Below are 14,787 nucleotides of genomic sequence, written 5' to 3'. Positions count from 1 at the left end.
TAAAGATTGCGCCCCGAATGAATTCATTCGGGGCGCAATTTCTTAATCAGCCTGATGCGCTTATGGGATCGGTACGCCAATATTCGGTCCGGTGGTTGGTCCGATTGGCAAACCTTCTTCTTGATCTATGGCGGGGCAGAGCACAAAATTGCCGTTTAGATCGGTGTGATACGTATATTCCTGCCCATTGGCAGACAAATCGATTCGATAACCGGGCACCTGTCCTTGCGCATACATTTTACCGGGCGCGGGGCATCCCAACGCGGAATTGAGCCAGGTGACGGCTTGGGTGTTTACCAGCTCCACTTGCTCGACCGTGATTCCCAAAGAGCGGGCAAGATCGTTTTTCGCGATGCCGACAAATTTCTCTACCGGCGCGTTGGAAAAGTCGATTTTTTCTTGAGGGGTCGGTTGGGGAAGGACGCTGTCCGGAGTTGAAGCAACCTCTTGAGTGGGGACGGGTTGCGGCTCCTGCGGCGCGTCTAAGGCGGGTTCGCCAGCGCTCCCTCCTCCGCAACTCACCAGCAAGAATACGTTGACGATCAACAATGGAACCCAACGGTATTTCATGATACTGTCTCCTTTAAATGGGATTCGCTCAAAAGACAAGCAGTCGATCAATTAATCGACGTCTTGTCAGGCGAGAAGGTTCCTTGAATTGTAGTACGAAAATTCACCCCGATTTGGCAGAGTCCGACATTCTCGTATCCGGCGTTATTGCGCGACCATATTCCTTTTATTGCAACGTGTATAATCTGTTCATTCCAACACCGGAGAGACCTTGTGCGAAACATCTTCCAAAGAGCCGCTTTACTGCTGATCTTCCTTCTGAATGCCTGTGGAGCGAATGAGCCATCCGCTACATCCACACCACTGCCTTCAGAAACACCGGTCATCCCGCCGACTCTTACCGCAACACCGACCATTCCACTGGCGGTGCTCATCCTGCCGGCAAACCTTGACCCCGAAACATCGAACCTCTACCAAACTACGGTATACGATCTTACGCAAAGTTCAGGATATCGCTTCCAGGTGCGTGATTCCATCACAGAAGCAGACCTAACGGAACCAGGGCTAAAGATCGTGATTGCGCTTCCGCCCGATCCCGGTATTGCGGTTTTAGCCGCCGCCGCGCCACAAGTGCAATTCCTCTCGATCAACATCCCGGGCATTCTGCCCGGCGGCAACATCAGCGCGTTGGGGGGTGAAGGTCAGACCGGCCTCGCCGCCTTTCTGGCTGGTTATACTGCCGCGCTCCTCACCGAAGATTATCGCATCGGTATGATCATGCCCAAAGGGAACGCCGACGCGCAACAAGCCGCAGTTGCCTTTCGCAACGGCATGGCGTTTCATTGCGGATTATGCCGCCCGATCTTCTTCCCCTCCTTCTGCCTCGTGGAAAACCTGCAATCGTGCTACCCGCAGTTCGTGGAAATTCCGACGGATGAAGACCCCGCGCGCTATGGTCCATACGCCGATTACCTCATCCTCCAACGAGAGGTGGACACGCTTTTCGTTTACCCGGATGTGGCAGACCCAGACCTGCTGACATACATCGGCACGACCGGCGCGCTACTCATCGGCACAGCCACCCCAGACGAGCGCCCCGGCGGCTGGGTGATGACGATTCAGCCGGATGTGATCCAGGCAATTCAAAACGCCTGGTCCCAACTTGTAGCGGGGCAGGGAGGCGTCACGGTTCAATCTCCCTTGGGGCTGAGCGACGTGGACCCCAACCTGCTCAGCCCCGGAAAGCAAAAGGATGCGCAGGACATGCTCGATAAACTTCAACAGGGGTTGATCAACATCAACAACCCATGATCGAATCCAACACTCCCGTGAATGTTCACGGGAGTGTTGGACTTAGAAGGAGGAGGGAGAGAAACGCCAGGCGTAATACCTGTTTATGCTAACGGGCTTGAGCAAGCCATGCCATGGCTTTGACAACCAGCACGGCCGGGTTGACCGGTTTGAGCAGGTACTCATCTGCCGCCGACTCGTTGGCTTCGATCGCCAATTGGGCGGTGTTTGCCGAAACAAGCACGATAATAGGACCGCGGCTGGCTTTGCGCAACTCTCCAAGGAGTTCGACTCGCTCGTCCCGCGTAAGTTGGATATCCACCAACACAAGAGACGGGGCAACCAGACGGGCGGCTTGAATCGCATATCGCGGGCTTGATTCGCTGAGCACAATACAATTCCGCTGGCTGAAGAGGGCATCCCACGCCGCGACTGAATTCTGCTGATCGGAAACGATCAATACGGTGTGGAGAGGAATTGTATTTGTGTCGGTTTTCCAGGCTACCATTTAGATTTTGCCTTTCTAGTGTCTTGACGGGGAATCTGCCGGCATGTTACACTCGCGCCCGTACAAAATTTTCAAGGAAGGAGGCGCGACCCATGTTCTTCAGCAAGTTCACTGTTGGTCAACAAGAATTTACCCGACCCGGGATTGCGCCTGCTCATCGTTAGGATACTTTTTACGTATTCGACAGCCACGGCGTCCCCGTGGCTGTTTTTATTTCCCTCACCCTGGCTCTCTCCCTGTGGGAGAGGGGAAATGGAGAAAATCATGTCTGGCATTGCTACACAACTATTCGAAGGAAAAGATATTCGCTTCGGCCCCATTGACTTTGAGAAAGACCCCGAGGTCGAATCCAAGTGGACGCATGACGCTTCGTTCTTGCGCTTGTACGAGAGCGAGCCGGCGCGTCCCATGTCGGCGGCGATCGTGAAGAAGCGTTACGAAAAGCTCGAGAAGGATATGGAGGACGATAAGGACTTTTATCACTTCATGATCCGCGCGCGGGAGGATGACCGCTTGATCGGCAAAGCGATGATCCACCGTATCGAGTGGGCGAACGGGAACTGCACCATCCGCCTCGGCATTGGCGCGCCCGATGACCGCCGCAAAGGATTCGGCGCACAAGCGGCGCAAATGCTCCTCCGCTTTGCGTTTTCGGAGTTGAACATGTTCCGCGTCACTGCGTACATTCCGGAGTACAACGAGGGGGGACTGGCGCTGGCGAAAAAGTTCGGCTTTGTGGAAGAAGTGCGCCGGAGAAAATCTCTGGAGCGCGATGCCCGCCGTTGGGATTTGTTGGTGATGGGCTTGTTGAAGGATGAATGGGCGAAGCAGGCTTCCCCGTAGAAAGAAGCGAAGGAGAATAAGATGAACGATCTATTTCGCGGGCAACTTGTCCGCTTAACGTCGGAAGACCCCGAGTCGCGTTCGAAGATTCAGGCGAATTGGCAGCGCGATTCGGAATTCCACCGGTTGGCAGATGCCGACCCGGCTGAGATGTATTCGGCGCGCAAAGTAAAAGAGTGGGTCGAGAAAGCCGCTGAGAATGGCTTCAAACCTGAGCGGTACTATTTTTCGATCCGCGCATTGGAAGACGATAAGCTGATCGGGTTTTTCGTTTTATGGTGCGACCTGATCCACCGCGAAGTGTGGGTTGGTATCGGCATCGGCGAGCGCGAGTATTGGGGCAGGGGTTTCGGCACAGAGGCGATGAAACTGGCTGTGCGTTATGCGTTCATGGAATTGGGAGCGCAGCGCGTCTCGCTCGGCTTGATGGACTATAACCCGCGCGCGTTGAAGGCTTATGAGAAAGCCGGGTTCCGGCTCGAAGGGCGCACGCGCCGGGACGTTCAGCGCGAAGGGACGCGTCACGATTCGTTGTGGATGGGCATCCTGCGCGACGAATGGCTGGCGATGCAAAAGGCGGACGAATGAACGATCTTATCGTTGGCAAGTTGGTGCGTCTCGCGGCATACGACCCTGAAGAGATGGGCAAAGCCTTCTCACGATGGACGCGCGATTCGGAATATTGGCGGTTGATGGATACCGGTCCCGCGCGGATGCCCTCTGCAACCGGTGTGACAAAGCACATTGAGAAAGACATGGATGAACTCGACGCGAGCATCTATTTCTTCGGCGTGCGGCGTTTGCAAGACGATGCCCTGATCGGCGAGATGATCCTGCATGTGGTCAACTGGGCGGGCGGAGATGCGTTCGTCGGCTTGACCATCGGCGAGCGCGAGAACTGGGGCAAGGGCTATGGCACCGAGATGATGCGACTGCTTTTGCAATATGCATTTCTCGAAGTCAACCTGCGCCGAGTGACGCTGGCGGTGTTCGAGTACAACCCGCGCGCGATCCGCTCCTATGAAAAAGCGGGCTTCCGCCACGAAGGACGAATGCGGAAATTTCTGAACAAGGAAGGCAGGCGCTGGGACATGTTGTTCATGGGCGTCTTGCGCGAAGAATGGCTCGCGGAACAGTAGCGCAAGATTTATCTTGCGTTTCAAGGTTAGGAGAATATTGCATTGCGAGCAAGCGCGAAGGTTGAGTAGCGTAGATCGGTAAACAAAAGGAAAAAAACAATGAACGCAATTCTTGAAAAACAAAACATTCTGCCGCTCCCTGCGGGCTACACCGCGCGCGGCGGATATATTGACGATTACAAGATCGCTTTTGATCTGTTGAACCTTCATTCCATGCGCCTGAATGGGAGCGTGGACTTGAACGACCCTGAATTGCTCCGCCTCGATTGGCAAAACGAAGGATTCAATCCCGAGACCGATATGCGTATGATCTTTGCGGAAGATGGGACTCTCGCTGGGTTCATCGAATGTTGGATGACTCAACTTCCGCCCGTTCACCCCTGGATCTTTGGGATCGTGCACCCCGGTCACTGGGGAAAGGGAATCGGGAGTCATCTAAACTCATGGGCTGAGGATCATGCGCACATCGCATTAGAAAAATGCGCGACAGAGTTGCGCGTCGCGCCGCGCACAGGCACAGAGGCGCACAACGAAACCGGTGTTGCGCTCATGGAGGGACTCGGATGGAAACATATCCGCTCGTTCTATCGCATGGTCACAGATTTGGATTCACCGCCTGTTGTGCCGCCATTACCGGATGGGATCATCATCCGCCCGTTCGATCCTGAAACCGAAATGGAGGAAGTCTATCGAACGTTCGTAGATACCTTCAACGACCACTTTGGGTTTATCGAACAACCGTTTGAAAAAGGCTTTGCCGAATATAAACATAACATGGTCGAAGATCCCGGCTACAGCCCGGCGATGTGGTTCGTCGCTATGGACGGAGATCGAATGGCTGGCATCTGCATTTGCCGCCGCGAAGACGCGGAGGATGCCGAATCGGGTTGGGTGGGCGAACTCGGCGTGCGCCGCGCATGGCGCAAGCATGGACTTGGCTACGCCTTACTCAAACATGCCTTCGCCGCGTTCCATGCCGACGGCAAAAAACGCGCAGGTCTCGGCGTGGATGCGAGCAGTCTCACCGGCGCGTTGAAACTGTACGAACGCGCGGGCATGCGAGTCCAGCGTCAGTTCAATCAATACGAAAAAGAATTCCGCCCCGGTAAGGAATTGGCTGTGGTTGAAGTAACATGAAACTTGACAGGTCGCTGAAACCTACTGTTCATCAGCGGCTTACTCTATGAAGGCATGGTTAAACATGGAAACAAAACTGCAAACTGAATCAATATTGCTCGACCCCGCTCTCCGTCTGCGCCCGGCGCAATGGAGCGATGCCGTCGCGGTGACCGGTCTGATCCGCGATGTGCTGACCGCCGATGGCGACGAAGTTTCGATCATGACGCAAGAAGAACTGGAAACTGAATGGAAATCGGAAGGCTTCACCCTCGAAACCGATGCTTGGGTAGCGATAACCGCCGACGGGCGCGTGGTGGGATACGAAGAATTCGTCAGCCGCCACGCGCATGCCTACTTCAATGCCGATGGATATGTGCATCCCGATTTTCGCGGACGCGGGATCGGCGCGGCGATGTTGCGCGCGCTCGATGAACGCGCCCGCCGTGAAATGCAACTTGCCGACCCCGACGCGCGCGTGTACATCCGCGCGGGAACCAATGCCCATGATCAAAATGTGCGCGGAATGTTCGAAGGCGAGGGCTATCAAATTATCCGTTATCACTGGATGATGGAGATCGATCTCGCCGAAGCGCCGCAGGTCAAGACATTTCCCGATGGAATCGAATTGATGCCATTCGATGTGGACGCGCACGCTTATCTCCTTTTTCAAGCCCAGGAGGAAGCCTTTGAAGATCACTGGGGTCACACGCCGGGCAACTTCAATAACTGGCAGATGCGAAAAATAAGGCGTGAAGATTTTGATCCCTCGCTGTGGCATGTGGCGTGGGATGACGACCAGATCGCGGGCTTCTCGCAAACCCGCGTCCGCAACGGGATTGGCTGGGTGGGAGCGCTTGGCGTTCGGCGTCCATGGCGCAAGCGCGGATTGGCGGAGGCGCTTCTGCTTCACTCGTTCAATGAATTCTACACACGCGGCACGACGCGCGTCGGCTTGGCGGTCGATGCGTCGAATCCCACCGGCGCGACGCGGCTCTATCAAAAGGTCGGCATGAAAGTGGATGTCGAAGATATCATCGTTGAAAAAGAACTGCGCCCCGGACGCGAGTTTGAAATGCAAGAATAGGCTATACTTAATCAATATAAAACCTGACAGGTTTCCGCGAAGCCATGCTCGATCAAGTAATTCTGCTTCGCAGTCCACACTCCCGACTCGGTTCTTGAGAAAACCTGTCAGGTTTATTTCCCCACAAGGAGACACCATGAACATCAAATGTTCGTTTTGCCAAACACCCTACACCCTCAGCCGCGTGCAAATGCTCGACGCCCTGCAGGAAATGGACGCGCATAAACTGACTCACTACGACGCGCACTGTCCGCGCTGTCGGCGCGCCACACGTGTCGAGCGCAAACGCATGGAGATATTCTTCCCGAACTGGCGCGAGGCGTTGAAACAGTTCGAGGCGGAGATGCAGGCTCACCCGCAGAATGAGGCGCCTCTTCCCGCGCCTGAGCCTGCTCCTGTTTCCCCAGCCGAATCGAATCCTCAGCCGACTGTCGCAAAGAAACAAGTAGCCGAGAAAAAAAATCCTGCGAAGACATCGGCGGCAAAAAAGAAATGACCATCCGCGCTGTATTCTTTGACCTCGGCGGAGTGATCGTCCGCACTGAGCATCAGGCGCCGCGCCAAAGGCTCGCTGAGCAATTTGGCATGGATTACGAAGACATCGAGAAGCTCGTCTTCGGCGGAGGGTCGAACAGTTCGGCGGCGCGCGCCTCGGTGGGGGAGATCACCGAACAGGAACACTGGCTGAATGTGATGAAGGCTCTCAAACTGCCTGCCAACGAGGTTATGCGCGTGCGGGAGGAATTTTTCGGCGGCGACATCATCGACCGAAACTTGCTGGAGTTTATGCGGTCGCTCAAGCCGAAGCGCAAAGTGGGCGCCATCTCGAACGCGTGGGACGGTTTGCGCGCCTATATGGAACGCGAAAAATTCGCCGACGTGTTCGACTCCATCGTCATCTCGGCCGAAGTGAAAGTGGCAAAGCCAGACGAGAAGATCTACCGCATCGCATTGGATCAACTGCAAGTCAAGCCGAACGAAGCGGTGTTCGTGGACGACATGCCCGCAAACATCGAAGCCTGCGAAAGACTCGGCATGAAGGGCATCCAATTCACGGAAGTCGAATCCGTATTGAAGCAACTCAAATCCATTCTCTAGTCTCGAATCCCCAGTCTCTAATCTCCAATCTCTGTTTTTGTGAATCGCATCTCCCCATCCCGCGTCTACCTCTTTATCGAGTTCGCCGCCTCCGCGTGCTTCTCGATGATGTTCGTCGTCACATCATTGTATGAAGCGACCATTGCGGGGCTGACACCTGTTCAATTGATCCTCGTCGGCACGGCGCTGGAAATTTCAGCATTTGTGTTTGAAGTGCCGACAGGCATCGTGGCAGACGTGTATTCGCGCAGGCTTTCGATCATCATCGGCTATGTGTTGATGGGCATCGGCTTTCTCGTGGAGGGGACTCTTCCCCGCGTTCATCCCGATTCTACTCGCGCAGATCATTTGGGGGTTGGGCTACACCTTCACCAGCGGCGCAACACAAGCGTGGATCACTGATGAGATCGGCGAAGAGGATGCCAATAAATTATTTCTGCGCGGCATGCGCGTTGGTTTATACGCGTCGTTGATCGGCATGACGCTTGCCGCGCTGGTTGGCGTGAACAATGTTGCCATGCCCATCCTCGTCGGCGCGGGGGGCGTACTGTCGATCGGCGTGATCCTGATCTTCATCATGCCCGAGAAAAATTTTCATCCCACCCCGCGCGAAGACCGCAACACCTGGCAACACATGTGGCATACCTTCAAACAGGGCGCGGAGGCGGTCCGCTCCAAGCCGCGTTTGATGAGCATTGTCGGCGTTGGGTTATTCTACGGGATCTACAGCGAGGGCTTCGACCGTCTGTGGGTAAAACATTTGTTGGATCAATTCAGCCTGCCGATTTTGTTTGGAAACAATCAAGTGGCGTTCTTTGCCGTTCTTCGCGCGGCAGGCGCGCTTCTGACCATCTTCGCGGTTCACGTTGTCGAAAAACGAGTCGACTCAACCAACCCAATCGCGATCGGACGCGCGATGTTTGTTGTTACCGCGCTGATCTCCGTTGCCATGTTGGGGTTTGCCCTCTCTCCTCTGCTCTTCCTCAGTCTCGCGTTATACCTCGTCCTCGACGCGTTGCGCGACGTTCGCATTCCTCTGCAAACCGCGTGGGTGAACCAGAAACTGGATTCAAAAGTCCGCGCGACAGTTCACTCGATGTTCGGTCAGGTGGATGCGATTGGGCAGATGCTGGGCGGACCCATCGTCGCAGTGATCGCCGCGGCGAGTTCCGCTGTCGCGTCGCTTGCCGCGTCGGGACTGCTGTTGACGCCCGCGCTGTTCTTCGTCAGCCGCGCCAACTCGAAGTCTGAGGATGAAGCGGAGGCGGTGTCCCCTCTCCTTGAAGAAGAGGGGTAGGGAAAGGCGACCGCTCTTGCCTACAGGTCGGAGCCGTTCAATTTGTGGTTCGTTCTCGCGTAGGAAATCCACATGATGACGGCGACCACAATGCTTGCAATGGGGATCATAGGCGTGCCTGCCCACATCCAATATATGCCTTGTTCGTCTCCTCTGATAGACAAGGGCAATAAGGTGAAGAAGATCGCGAAGCCCATATACCATGATCGTTTGGTCAGGAGTTTTTTCGTTCTTTCAAGTGTTTTCATTTCGTTTTCCTTTGTTAGATTGATCGGCGGCTGTTCAAGCGGATGTTCCCGCTTGAGCGCCAGTTTCGCAAATTCAGGATCTTGCTTGAAAAAATCCTCGACGAGGGCGCGGGTGTCTGCGCTCGCTTCGTCCGCAAGATAGACGGGTAACAGGTCGGTGATGATGTCGCGTGTGATTTTCATGGTTGCGGTTCCTCTTGTTCTTGCACGTATTCAGTCAATTTGATTCTCGCGCGGTGTACTTTGACTTTTGCCGCGGTAAGCGAAATATTCAACATGGCGGCGATCTCCTCGTAGGGCAGGTTGTGTCCAATCCTTAATATCAATGCCATACGATCCGCATCTGGAAGCGTTTGGATAAAACGCATGGCGGTTCGCACGCTTGCCGAATCTTCCGCCTGTTGGGCTGGGCGCGAATCAGATTCGATGTTCTCTTCGTCTAATGAAATCAACCTTTTCTCGCGCCTCGATTTTTTGTATGCCAGATTTTTTGCGATGGTCAGCAGGTAGCCTTTGACGGTCTCGGATCGGATTTCTGCGGAGGAGGTCAACGCGCGGACAAAGGTTTCGGCGGTAATGTCCTCGGCGTCCTGCGAGTTGCCGCATACCCAATAGGCAAAGCGGTACACATCCTGTGAGTACTTCTGGTACAGTTCATGAAAATTAGTGACCATGCCGTTACATAGATATTATCCCCCGAACGCGAAAAAGTTACAAAAAGACAGCCGCTTTTTAAGCTGGCAGACGATTATTTGGGTGAAAGTTAGAGAATCGAACTTGAGAATCCCGATCAGCGCGCAAACAATTTCCAGTGTCCCTCAGAAACAACCTCGGCAGTTCCGTCCACCACCTTGATGGCGGTTTCATCGTCAATCGCGTAGCACGGCACAGACATGCCTGCCGCCCATTTTTCTGCATCTGCCATGGTGTTTTCAGGCAGGTCTGGATGATCCAGATGCGGAAAGATCGAGAAGTCCACAACTCCCAACGTTTCATCGCCGCCAGTGGGCGCTTTCCAATTGACGAAATCCGCTCCGATGCGCGGGGACATCACCATGCTTCCTCCGCTCAACCCAACCCAAACGGTCTCGCGCAGTGACGGAAGAAGTTCCGCCAGCCCAGACTGTTTCATCCAATGGCACAGATATAAAGGATCGCCTCCATTCACCAGCAGAACATCTGTCTCTTGCACCCACGAGACCCAGCGTTCTTTGTCAATGCTGGGCAACGCGGTGAGTTCAAGGACTCCCAATGACTTCCAGCCCAATTCGCACATGGGGGTTCTGGGCTCTTGTCCGCTGATGAAGCGCCATGCCATGCCAGGATTGACTTGAGGGTGACCATATCCCGCAGTGGGGATGCAGAGAGCATTGGAGTCGGCAATTGGTTTGCCCAGTAATTCAACGAGTGTGTTTTGAATGCTGGTATTCCTGATGCCCGCAGAAGTAAGCAATAATTTCATGACTCTTGTGCGATTATTTATCCCGCGCCTTCATAAGCAGATTTAATCCACGCGACCAATTCGGCGTCCACTTCTTTCGCGTCGGTAAGCGCGACGATGTAATTGCACATGCTCCCTGACGGTTGCGCTTGTAGGCGTTTGTTCTTTTTGAAGTCTTTGGCGTTGATACCCACTTCGAAACGCGTGTTGGTCTTCGGTCCGATCATCGCGAATTGTTTTTTGCGCCGCAGACTCACATAGCCCTTCTTCGGGGCGATTTCGAATTCTCCAAATTCTCCGATCGCCTTCATCAACTTTTCATGAATGGGGCGGAAGCTCGCCTTCGCACCCGTGTAAATTTCATCCAACACGGCATCGGCGCTTTTGCCCTCTGCCATGTGCGAGCCGTCCGATTTCAGAATTTCATGCACGAGCGTGTTCGCGTCGCCGTGACCAAGACCGAGCTTCTCCTTGAACATGTCGCGCAGTTCGCCGTGTTTGGTCAGCCCGCTCTTCTTGGCGAGCGCGGATAACTCTTTGAGAGTCATCCCCGTTTTCTTTTGGATGTTGGCTACTTGAGTCTGGACTGCTTTTTCGAGAGAGGTCATCATCGTGTCAACTCCTTGAGTGAAACTTTGCGTTGCGCTGATTATAGAACATAAATTCTAAACACGCAATGATTGATAAATCTTCGACGACCCCACGCCGCTTCATTTCCGACGGGTTGACCTGCCGCGCCAACCCCAGCCTTGATCTCCCTTTCGGCTTTGGCGCGGCGACGCATGTTTCACCTCCTTGTCTTATATTGCATGTGCTTGATCGTAACAAATTCGAACCCCTGCGATTTTATTGTCGGCACGATGGTTTCGACGATCTGCGCGGCTTTCGAGCCGTGTCCGTGCCCGTCGTGCAGGACGATGATCGAGCCTGAGATGGACGCGTTCAGGATTTGTTGAATTGTCCACGATAGCGGTTGGGTGAAATGCGGCGGGATGCAATTCCACATCACGAGGCGATAGCCCCACTCGGCGAGCAGGGATTTTGTTTTGGAGGTGAACGCTCCATACGGCGGGCGGACGTCGCGTATTTCTATCGGTGGGATTCCGCACGCTTGCGAGATCAGCGTTTTCGTTTTCTCCAATTGCTTGCGTAACACATCGGGCTTCTCAAACGGAAATGGAACATGACGATAGCAATGGATTCCAATCTCATGCCCGCCCGTGTGGATTTGCTTCGCGAGACTTTGATTCTTCTCAACGTCTTTCCCGATCAAAAAGAATGTCGCGCGGACTGCGTGCTTTGCCAGCACATCCAACACCTCAGGCGTATCGCGCGGATGCGGACCATCGTCGAAGGTGAGGGCGATCTCGCGGCGGGAGGCGTCTCCGCGCCATAAGATGTCAGGGTGGCGGGATTGCATCCATGCGTAGGCGCGGAGGAGGTGAGAGGTGAGCATGAAAATTTGTGCAAATTTCGGAGCGCAGACTTCAGTCTGCTTTTCTGGCTAACAAAAGTTTGTTATGTCAGCGGACTGAAATTTTATGGTAGCGGACTGAAGTCCGCATTCCGTATCTCGTCCATGAATTGATTCAAGAATTGCACCATCACTTCGTGACGTTGCTCTGCGATGCGTTTGGCGGTGGCGGTGTTCATTTTGTCTTTCAGCAACAATAATTTTTCATGGAAGTGGTTGATCGTGTCGCTGTTGCTGTTTTTGTATTGCTCGAAGGTCTGATGCAGTTGTGGGGAGGACGCGGGATCATACAACGGACGATTTTTGTATCCGCCGTACGCGAAGGCGCGGGCGATGCCGATCGCGCCGATGGCGTCGAGTCTGTCGGCGTCTTGGACGATGAAGCCTTCGAGCGAGTCCATTTTGTTTTCGACGTTTGCACCCTTGTAGGAGATGTGCTTGATGATGCGGCACACCGCGTCAGTGGTGGAGGGGTCGAGGGAAAGCGAATCCAGCCAACCCTGCGCGCGAAGCGGGGTTTCATCTTCCGAAGCGTTGAACTTCCAATCATCCAGATCGTGAAGCAGAGCCGCGAGTTGGACGATGAAGGCATCCGCTTGTTCGATCTCGCAAATGCGGAGGGCGGTTTGCCAGACGCGATAGATGTGCCACCAATCGTGCCCCGACGAGTCGTCCGAAAATTTCTGCTTGATGTAGTCGGCGGTCTTTTGGATGATCTCGCGCTGGTTCATCGGATTTGCTCGGCGAGGAAGATCGAGACGATGATCGCGATGAAGGCTAGACCTGCGCCCGTGAGTGTGCCAGCCAGCGCGGAGACGAGCGTTGCGGCGATGTTGCTCCAATTCGATTTTGTGATGAAGCGGATCGTCAGCCGCCACGCGACGATGATCGCGAGGATGTTGCCGATGCCCTGACAGATCAATGATGTGGCGAGTGAGATCGTGCCGACGCGTTCGCTGAACCCGTTGAGCGCGATGAGTTGACCGAATGAAAGCATCGCGCTGATGATGATCAACAGAATGAAAGTTATTACGGCAGAGATGATGGCGGGCGTTTTGTTGGGCATGGGGGTCTCCGTTGAATTGAGGTTGCCCGATTATATCTTTTAAAAGTTGGCTGTCATGTCGATAAAAAGGTGACTGTCACGTCCGACGTGACAGTCACCTGGATTTCAACATGCCCGCCCGACGATTAATCATCGGGCTATTTTTACGAAGTCCGCTCAAGCGGACTAGCCGACTTCAGTCGGCTTCGTATGTGTAGCACGGGATTTGAATCCCGTGCGGGTGCGAGAGGTTGGAGATGTTCCGCATGACCAATATCCCTGCGTGGGCGTTGGGGAAGGTTGATTTCCAGTTAGGGGTTATGTTGAACATTTGAGAGGTCTCTTTGTCATGCCCGCCCGACGATGAATCGTCGGGCTATTCATACAAAGTCCGCTCAAGCGGGCTTGCCGACTTCAGTCGGCTTCGTATGTGTAGCACGGGATTTGAATCCCGTGCGGGTGAGCGGGATGGAGATGTTCCGCGTGATCAAAATCCCTGCATGGGCGGTGGGGAAGGAGGACTTCCAGGAGGGGATTACTTCAAACATGTAGAGAAAGACAACATCTATCGAGGCGCTTTTATTGCGAATAAATAGTGCTAGATTACTTGAATTATGCCTGAGTACACAGTCTCATTACGTTGATCAACATCAAATCTGTCTTTATCGCTCGGATCATATTGCCATTGACCAGACAACATATCCTGTGCACATGCATTCACAAAATATCTTAGTAAACCACTTTTGTTTGAGTAAGCACGAACTTTCATAAAAAACTCTTCCCCATTAGCCCAACTATATGAGTCGTTTGAATATTTGTAGCCCTCAGCAATTGGATATTTTAATACTACTCTTCCTCCACTCCATCGACCACCTTTAGTTCCTGTTTGTGTTTGAATAGACTCACTGCTTTCTATTATCTCTACCTTATCAACCATGGATGGAAAAGAGGCAGAAAAATAACCTTGCTTTGCATGTGCCCCATAATTTTTAGCAATAATTGTTATCTCAAATGGCTGCCCTTGCGATACGGTTTCTGGTACCTCAAGCGATGTAATCTTTACGTAAGAGCCAGACTGGTTTGGGGGAAGGAAATTTTTATTCCAGTTTGCAGGGATAGTGGTTAATGCTTCCTTAATATAGCTAGGTAATTCACTGGCAATCTTGCCAAGATTTTGTAGGTCATAGGGTATATGGCGTATTTCTCTTACGTCGAAAGGCACTTCTAAGGATGGATTCTGTGTAATAAAAATAACAGGCTTGTTTCGCGCGTGCGCAATTCCAACTTCATAAAACACGTTTGGATTTCGATCTGTTAAGTCAGCAATAACAAATCTCGACTCGTTTACGAATTTCCATATATCGCTTGTAATGCGATTAGAGCCAGAAAGTTTATCAGGACGAACACATTTTAATCCACATTTGTCAACCACGATTCCTTCTATGGCATCGTAAACGTTACGAAGTTCAGGGTTAAACGGCATTATCAGAAAACATTGATTAGGATCAACCAAAAAATGGCTTTCTTCAAACAAGAATTTTGACATTGAAATTCTCCCAACGAATTAATCCGAAAATTAACTTATTCGGTAAATTATACTCCTCTTGTGTCCTACTTTCCTCGACCTCTCCACTTGTTCAGTTTCAGACATAGCCAAAAGATGGCTGTCATTTCAAAAGTCACAGTCACCT

The 14,787-nt window shown here is 53.1% G+C and carries 21 protein-coding genes; 10 read left to right on the top strand and 11 right to left on the bottom strand.

Annotated elements, in window-relative coordinates:
• Positions 1-60: 60 nt before the first annotated feature.
• Positions 61-570 carry a hypothetical protein gene (locus tag IPM31_02050; GenBank protein MBK9005754.1) on the bottom strand — a complete coding sequence of 170 codons (510 nt, stop codon included), beginning with the start codon at positions 568-570 and terminating at the stop codon, positions 61-63.
• 213 nt (positions 571-783) lie between these two features.
• Here IPM31_02050 and IPM31_02045 point away from each other — a divergent pair, with 213 nt between their 5' ends.
• Positions 784-1,821 carry a hypothetical protein gene (locus IPM31_02045; GenBank protein MBK9005753.1) on the top strand — a complete coding sequence of 346 codons (1,038 nt, stop codon included), beginning with the start codon at positions 784-786 and terminating at the stop codon, positions 1,819-1,821.
• Positions 1,822-1,909: 88 nt separating this feature from the next.
• Here IPM31_02045 and IPM31_02040 read toward each other — a convergent pair whose 3' ends face one another.
• Positions 1,910-2,308, bottom strand: a complete 399-nt coding sequence (locus tag IPM31_02040; GenBank protein ID MBK9005752.1) for a response regulator — start codon at positions 2,306-2,308, stop codon at positions 1,910-1,912.
• 264 nt (positions 2,309-2,572) lie between these two features.
• Here IPM31_02040 and IPM31_02035 point away from each other — a divergent pair, with 264 nt between their 5' ends.
• The 9 genes from IPM31_02035 (at position 2,573) to IPM31_01995 (ending at position 8,888) form a co-directional block, all read left to right on the top strand.
• Positions 2,573-3,151, top strand: coding sequence for a GNAT family N-acetyltransferase (locus tag IPM31_02035; GenBank protein ID MBK9005751.1), 579 nt, complete (start codon positions 2,573-2,575; stop codon positions 3,149-3,151).
• 21 nt (positions 3,152-3,172) lie between these two features.
• Positions 3,173-3,739: a GNAT family N-acetyltransferase gene (locus IPM31_02030; GenBank protein MBK9005750.1), complete on the top strand. Its 567-nt coding sequence runs from the start codon at positions 3,173-3,175 to the stop codon at positions 3,737-3,739.
• Entirely contained in the window at positions 3,736-4,290 is a 555-nt protein-coding gene (locus IPM31_02025; protein MBK9005749.1) for a GNAT family N-acetyltransferase, read from the top strand. Before IPM31_02030 ends, IPM31_02025 begins: the two co-directional genes overlap by 4 nt.
• A gap of 99 nt (positions 4,291-4,389) precedes the next feature.
• Positions 4,390-5,427, top strand: coding sequence for a GNAT family N-acetyltransferase (locus tag IPM31_02020; protein MBK9005748.1), 1,038 nt, complete (start codon positions 4,390-4,392; stop codon positions 5,425-5,427).
• Positions 5,428-5,491: 64 nt separating this feature from the next.
• Complete coding sequence (locus tag IPM31_02015) at positions 5,492-6,493, top strand: GNAT family N-acetyltransferase (protein ID MBK9005747.1); 1,002 nt, start codon at positions 5,492-5,494, stop codon at positions 6,491-6,493.
• Between the two features lie 136 nt (positions 6,494-6,629).
• Positions 6,630-6,989: a hypothetical protein gene (locus tag IPM31_02010; protein MBK9005746.1), complete on the top strand. Its 360-nt coding sequence runs from the start codon at positions 6,630-6,632 to the stop codon at positions 6,987-6,989.
• Complete coding sequence (locus IPM31_02005; protein MBK9005745.1) at positions 6,986-7,591, top strand: HAD family phosphatase; 606 nt, start codon at positions 6,986-6,988, stop codon at positions 7,589-7,591. Before IPM31_02010 ends, IPM31_02005 begins: the two co-directional genes overlap by 4 nt.
• A gap of 39 nt (positions 7,592-7,630) precedes the next feature.
• The gene (locus tag IPM31_02000) at positions 7,631-7,993 is read left to right on the top strand and encodes a hypothetical protein (protein MBK9005744.1); all 363 of its coding nucleotides are present in this window, start codon (positions 7,631-7,633) and stop codon (positions 7,991-7,993) included.
• Positions 7,947-8,888: an MFS transporter gene (locus tag IPM31_01995; protein MBK9005743.1), complete on the top strand. Its 942-nt coding sequence runs from the start codon at positions 7,947-7,949 to the stop codon at positions 8,886-8,888. Before IPM31_02000 ends, IPM31_01995 begins: the two co-directional genes overlap by 47 nt.
• Positions 8,889-8,908: 20 nt before the next feature.
• Here IPM31_01995 and IPM31_01990 read toward each other — a convergent pair whose 3' ends face one another.
• From IPM31_01990 to IPM31_01950, 9 genes are all read right to left on the bottom strand, one after another.
• Positions 8,909-9,319 carry a hypothetical protein gene (locus tag IPM31_01990; GenBank protein MBK9005742.1) on the bottom strand — a complete coding sequence of 137 codons (411 nt, stop codon included), beginning with the start codon at positions 9,317-9,319 and terminating at the stop codon, positions 8,909-8,911.
• On the bottom strand, positions 9,316-9,810 hold the full coding sequence (locus tag IPM31_01985) for an RNA polymerase sigma factor (protein MBK9005741.1): 495 nt from the start codon (positions 9,808-9,810) through the stop codon (positions 9,316-9,318). The genes IPM31_01990 and IPM31_01985 overlap by 4 nt, the downstream gene beginning before the upstream one ends.
• Positions 9,811-9,926: 116 nt before the next feature.
• On the bottom strand, positions 9,927-10,598 hold the full coding sequence (locus tag IPM31_01980) for a Type 1 glutamine amidotransferase-like domain-containing protein (GenBank protein MBK9005740.1): 672 nt from the start codon (positions 10,596-10,598) through the stop codon (positions 9,927-9,929).
• 17 nt (positions 10,599-10,615) lie between these two features.
• Positions 10,616-11,185 carry a DUF4287 domain-containing protein gene (locus IPM31_01975; GenBank protein MBK9005739.1) on the bottom strand — a complete coding sequence of 190 codons (570 nt, stop codon included), beginning with the start codon at positions 11,183-11,185 and terminating at the stop codon, positions 10,616-10,618.
• Positions 11,186-11,364: 179 nt separating this feature from the next.
• Positions 11,365-12,033: a polysaccharide deacetylase family protein gene (locus tag IPM31_01970; GenBank protein MBK9005738.1), complete on the bottom strand. Its 669-nt coding sequence runs from the start codon at positions 12,031-12,033 to the stop codon at positions 11,365-11,367.
• Between the two features lie 83 nt (positions 12,034-12,116).
• Entirely contained in the window at positions 12,117-12,782 is a 666-nt protein-coding gene (locus IPM31_01965; GenBank protein MBK9005737.1) for an HD domain-containing protein, read from the bottom strand.
• Positions 12,779-13,117 (bottom strand): hypothetical protein, encoded by a 339-nt coding sequence (locus IPM31_01960; GenBank protein ID MBK9005736.1) that lies wholly within the window; start codon positions 13,115-13,117, stop codon positions 12,779-12,781. Before IPM31_01960 ends, IPM31_01965 begins: the two co-directional genes overlap by 4 nt.
• A gap of 374 nt (positions 13,118-13,491) precedes the next feature.
• On the bottom strand, positions 13,492-13,644 hold the full coding sequence (locus tag IPM31_01955) for a hypothetical protein (protein ID MBK9005735.1): 153 nt from the start codon (positions 13,642-13,644) through the stop codon (positions 13,492-13,494).
• Positions 13,645-13,694: 50 nt separating this feature from the next.
• Positions 13,695-14,642 carry a hypothetical protein gene (locus IPM31_01950; protein ID MBK9005734.1) on the bottom strand — a complete coding sequence of 316 codons (948 nt, stop codon included), beginning with the start codon at positions 14,640-14,642 and terminating at the stop codon, positions 13,695-13,697.
• Positions 14,643-14,787: the final 145 nt, after the last annotated feature.

This window comes from Candidatus Defluviilinea gracilis (assembly GCA_016716235.1).
GTDB classification, from domain to species: domain Bacteria; phylum Chloroflexota; class Anaerolineae; order Anaerolineales; family Villigracilaceae; genus Defluviilinea; species Defluviilinea gracilis.
This window is presented reverse-complemented; position numbering and strand designations above follow the sequence as displayed.

Bases quoted from the DNA above. Each gene is read 5' to 3' on its own strand.
- IPM31_02050 (MBK9005754.1), bottom strand. From the start codon at position 570: ATGAAATACCGTTGGGTTCCATTGTTGATCGTCAACGTATTCTTGCTG.
- IPM31_02040 (MBK9005752.1), bottom strand. From the start codon at position 2,308: ATGGTAGCCTGGAAAACCGACACAAATACAATTCCTCTCCACACCGTA.
- IPM31_02035 (MBK9005751.1), top strand. From the start codon at position 2,573: ATGTCTGGCATTGCTACACAACTATTCGAAGGAAAAGATATTCGCTTC.
- IPM31_02030 (MBK9005750.1), top strand. From the start codon at position 3,173: ATGAACGATCTATTTCGCGGGCAACTTGTCCGCTTAACGTCGGAAGAC.
- IPM31_02025 (MBK9005749.1), top strand. From the start codon at position 3,736: ATGAACGATCTTATCGTTGGCAAGTTGGTGCGTCTCGCGGCATACGAC.
- IPM31_02020 (MBK9005748.1), top strand. From the start codon at position 4,390: ATGAACGCAATTCTTGAAAAACAAAACATTCTGCCGCTCCCTGCGGGC.
- IPM31_02015 (MBK9005747.1), top strand. From the start codon at position 5,492: ATGGAAACAAAACTGCAAACTGAATCAATATTGCTCGACCCCGCTCTC.
- IPM31_02010 (MBK9005746.1), top strand. From the start codon at position 6,630: ATGAACATCAAATGTTCGTTTTGCCAAACACCCTACACCCTCAGCCGC.
- IPM31_02005 (MBK9005745.1), top strand. From the start codon at position 6,986: ATGACCATCCGCGCTGTATTCTTTGACCTCGGCGGAGTGATCGTCCGC.
- IPM31_01990 (MBK9005742.1), bottom strand. From the start codon at position 9,319: ATGAAAATCACACGCGACATCATCACCGACCTGTTACCCGTCTATCTT.
- IPM31_01985 (MBK9005741.1), bottom strand. From the start codon at position 9,810: ATGGTCACTAATTTTCATGAACTGTACCAGAAGTACTCACAGGATGTG.
- IPM31_01980 (MBK9005740.1), bottom strand. From the start codon at position 10,598: ATGAAATTATTGCTTACTTCTGCGGGCATCAGGAATACCAGCATTCAA.
- IPM31_01975 (MBK9005739.1), bottom strand. From the start codon at position 11,185: ATGACCTCTCTCGAAAAAGCAGTCCAGACTCAAGTAGCCAACATCCAA.
- IPM31_01970 (MBK9005738.1), bottom strand. From the start codon at position 12,033: ATGCTCACCTCTCACCTCCTCCGCGCCTACGCATGGATGCAATCCCGC.
- IPM31_01965 (MBK9005737.1), bottom strand. From the start codon at position 12,782: ATGAACCAGCGCGAGATCATCCAAAAGACCGCCGACTACATCAAGCAG.
- IPM31_01960 (MBK9005736.1), bottom strand. From the start codon at position 13,117: ATGCCCAACAAAACGCCCGCCATCATCTCTGCCGTAATAACTTTCATT.
- IPM31_01955 (MBK9005735.1), bottom strand. From the start codon at position 13,644: ATGTTTGAAGTAATCCCCTCCTGGAAGTCCTCCTTCCCCACCGCCCAT.
- IPM31_01950 (MBK9005734.1), bottom strand. From the start codon at position 14,642: ATGTCAAAATTCTTGTTTGAAGAAAGCCATTTTTTGGTTGATCCTAAT.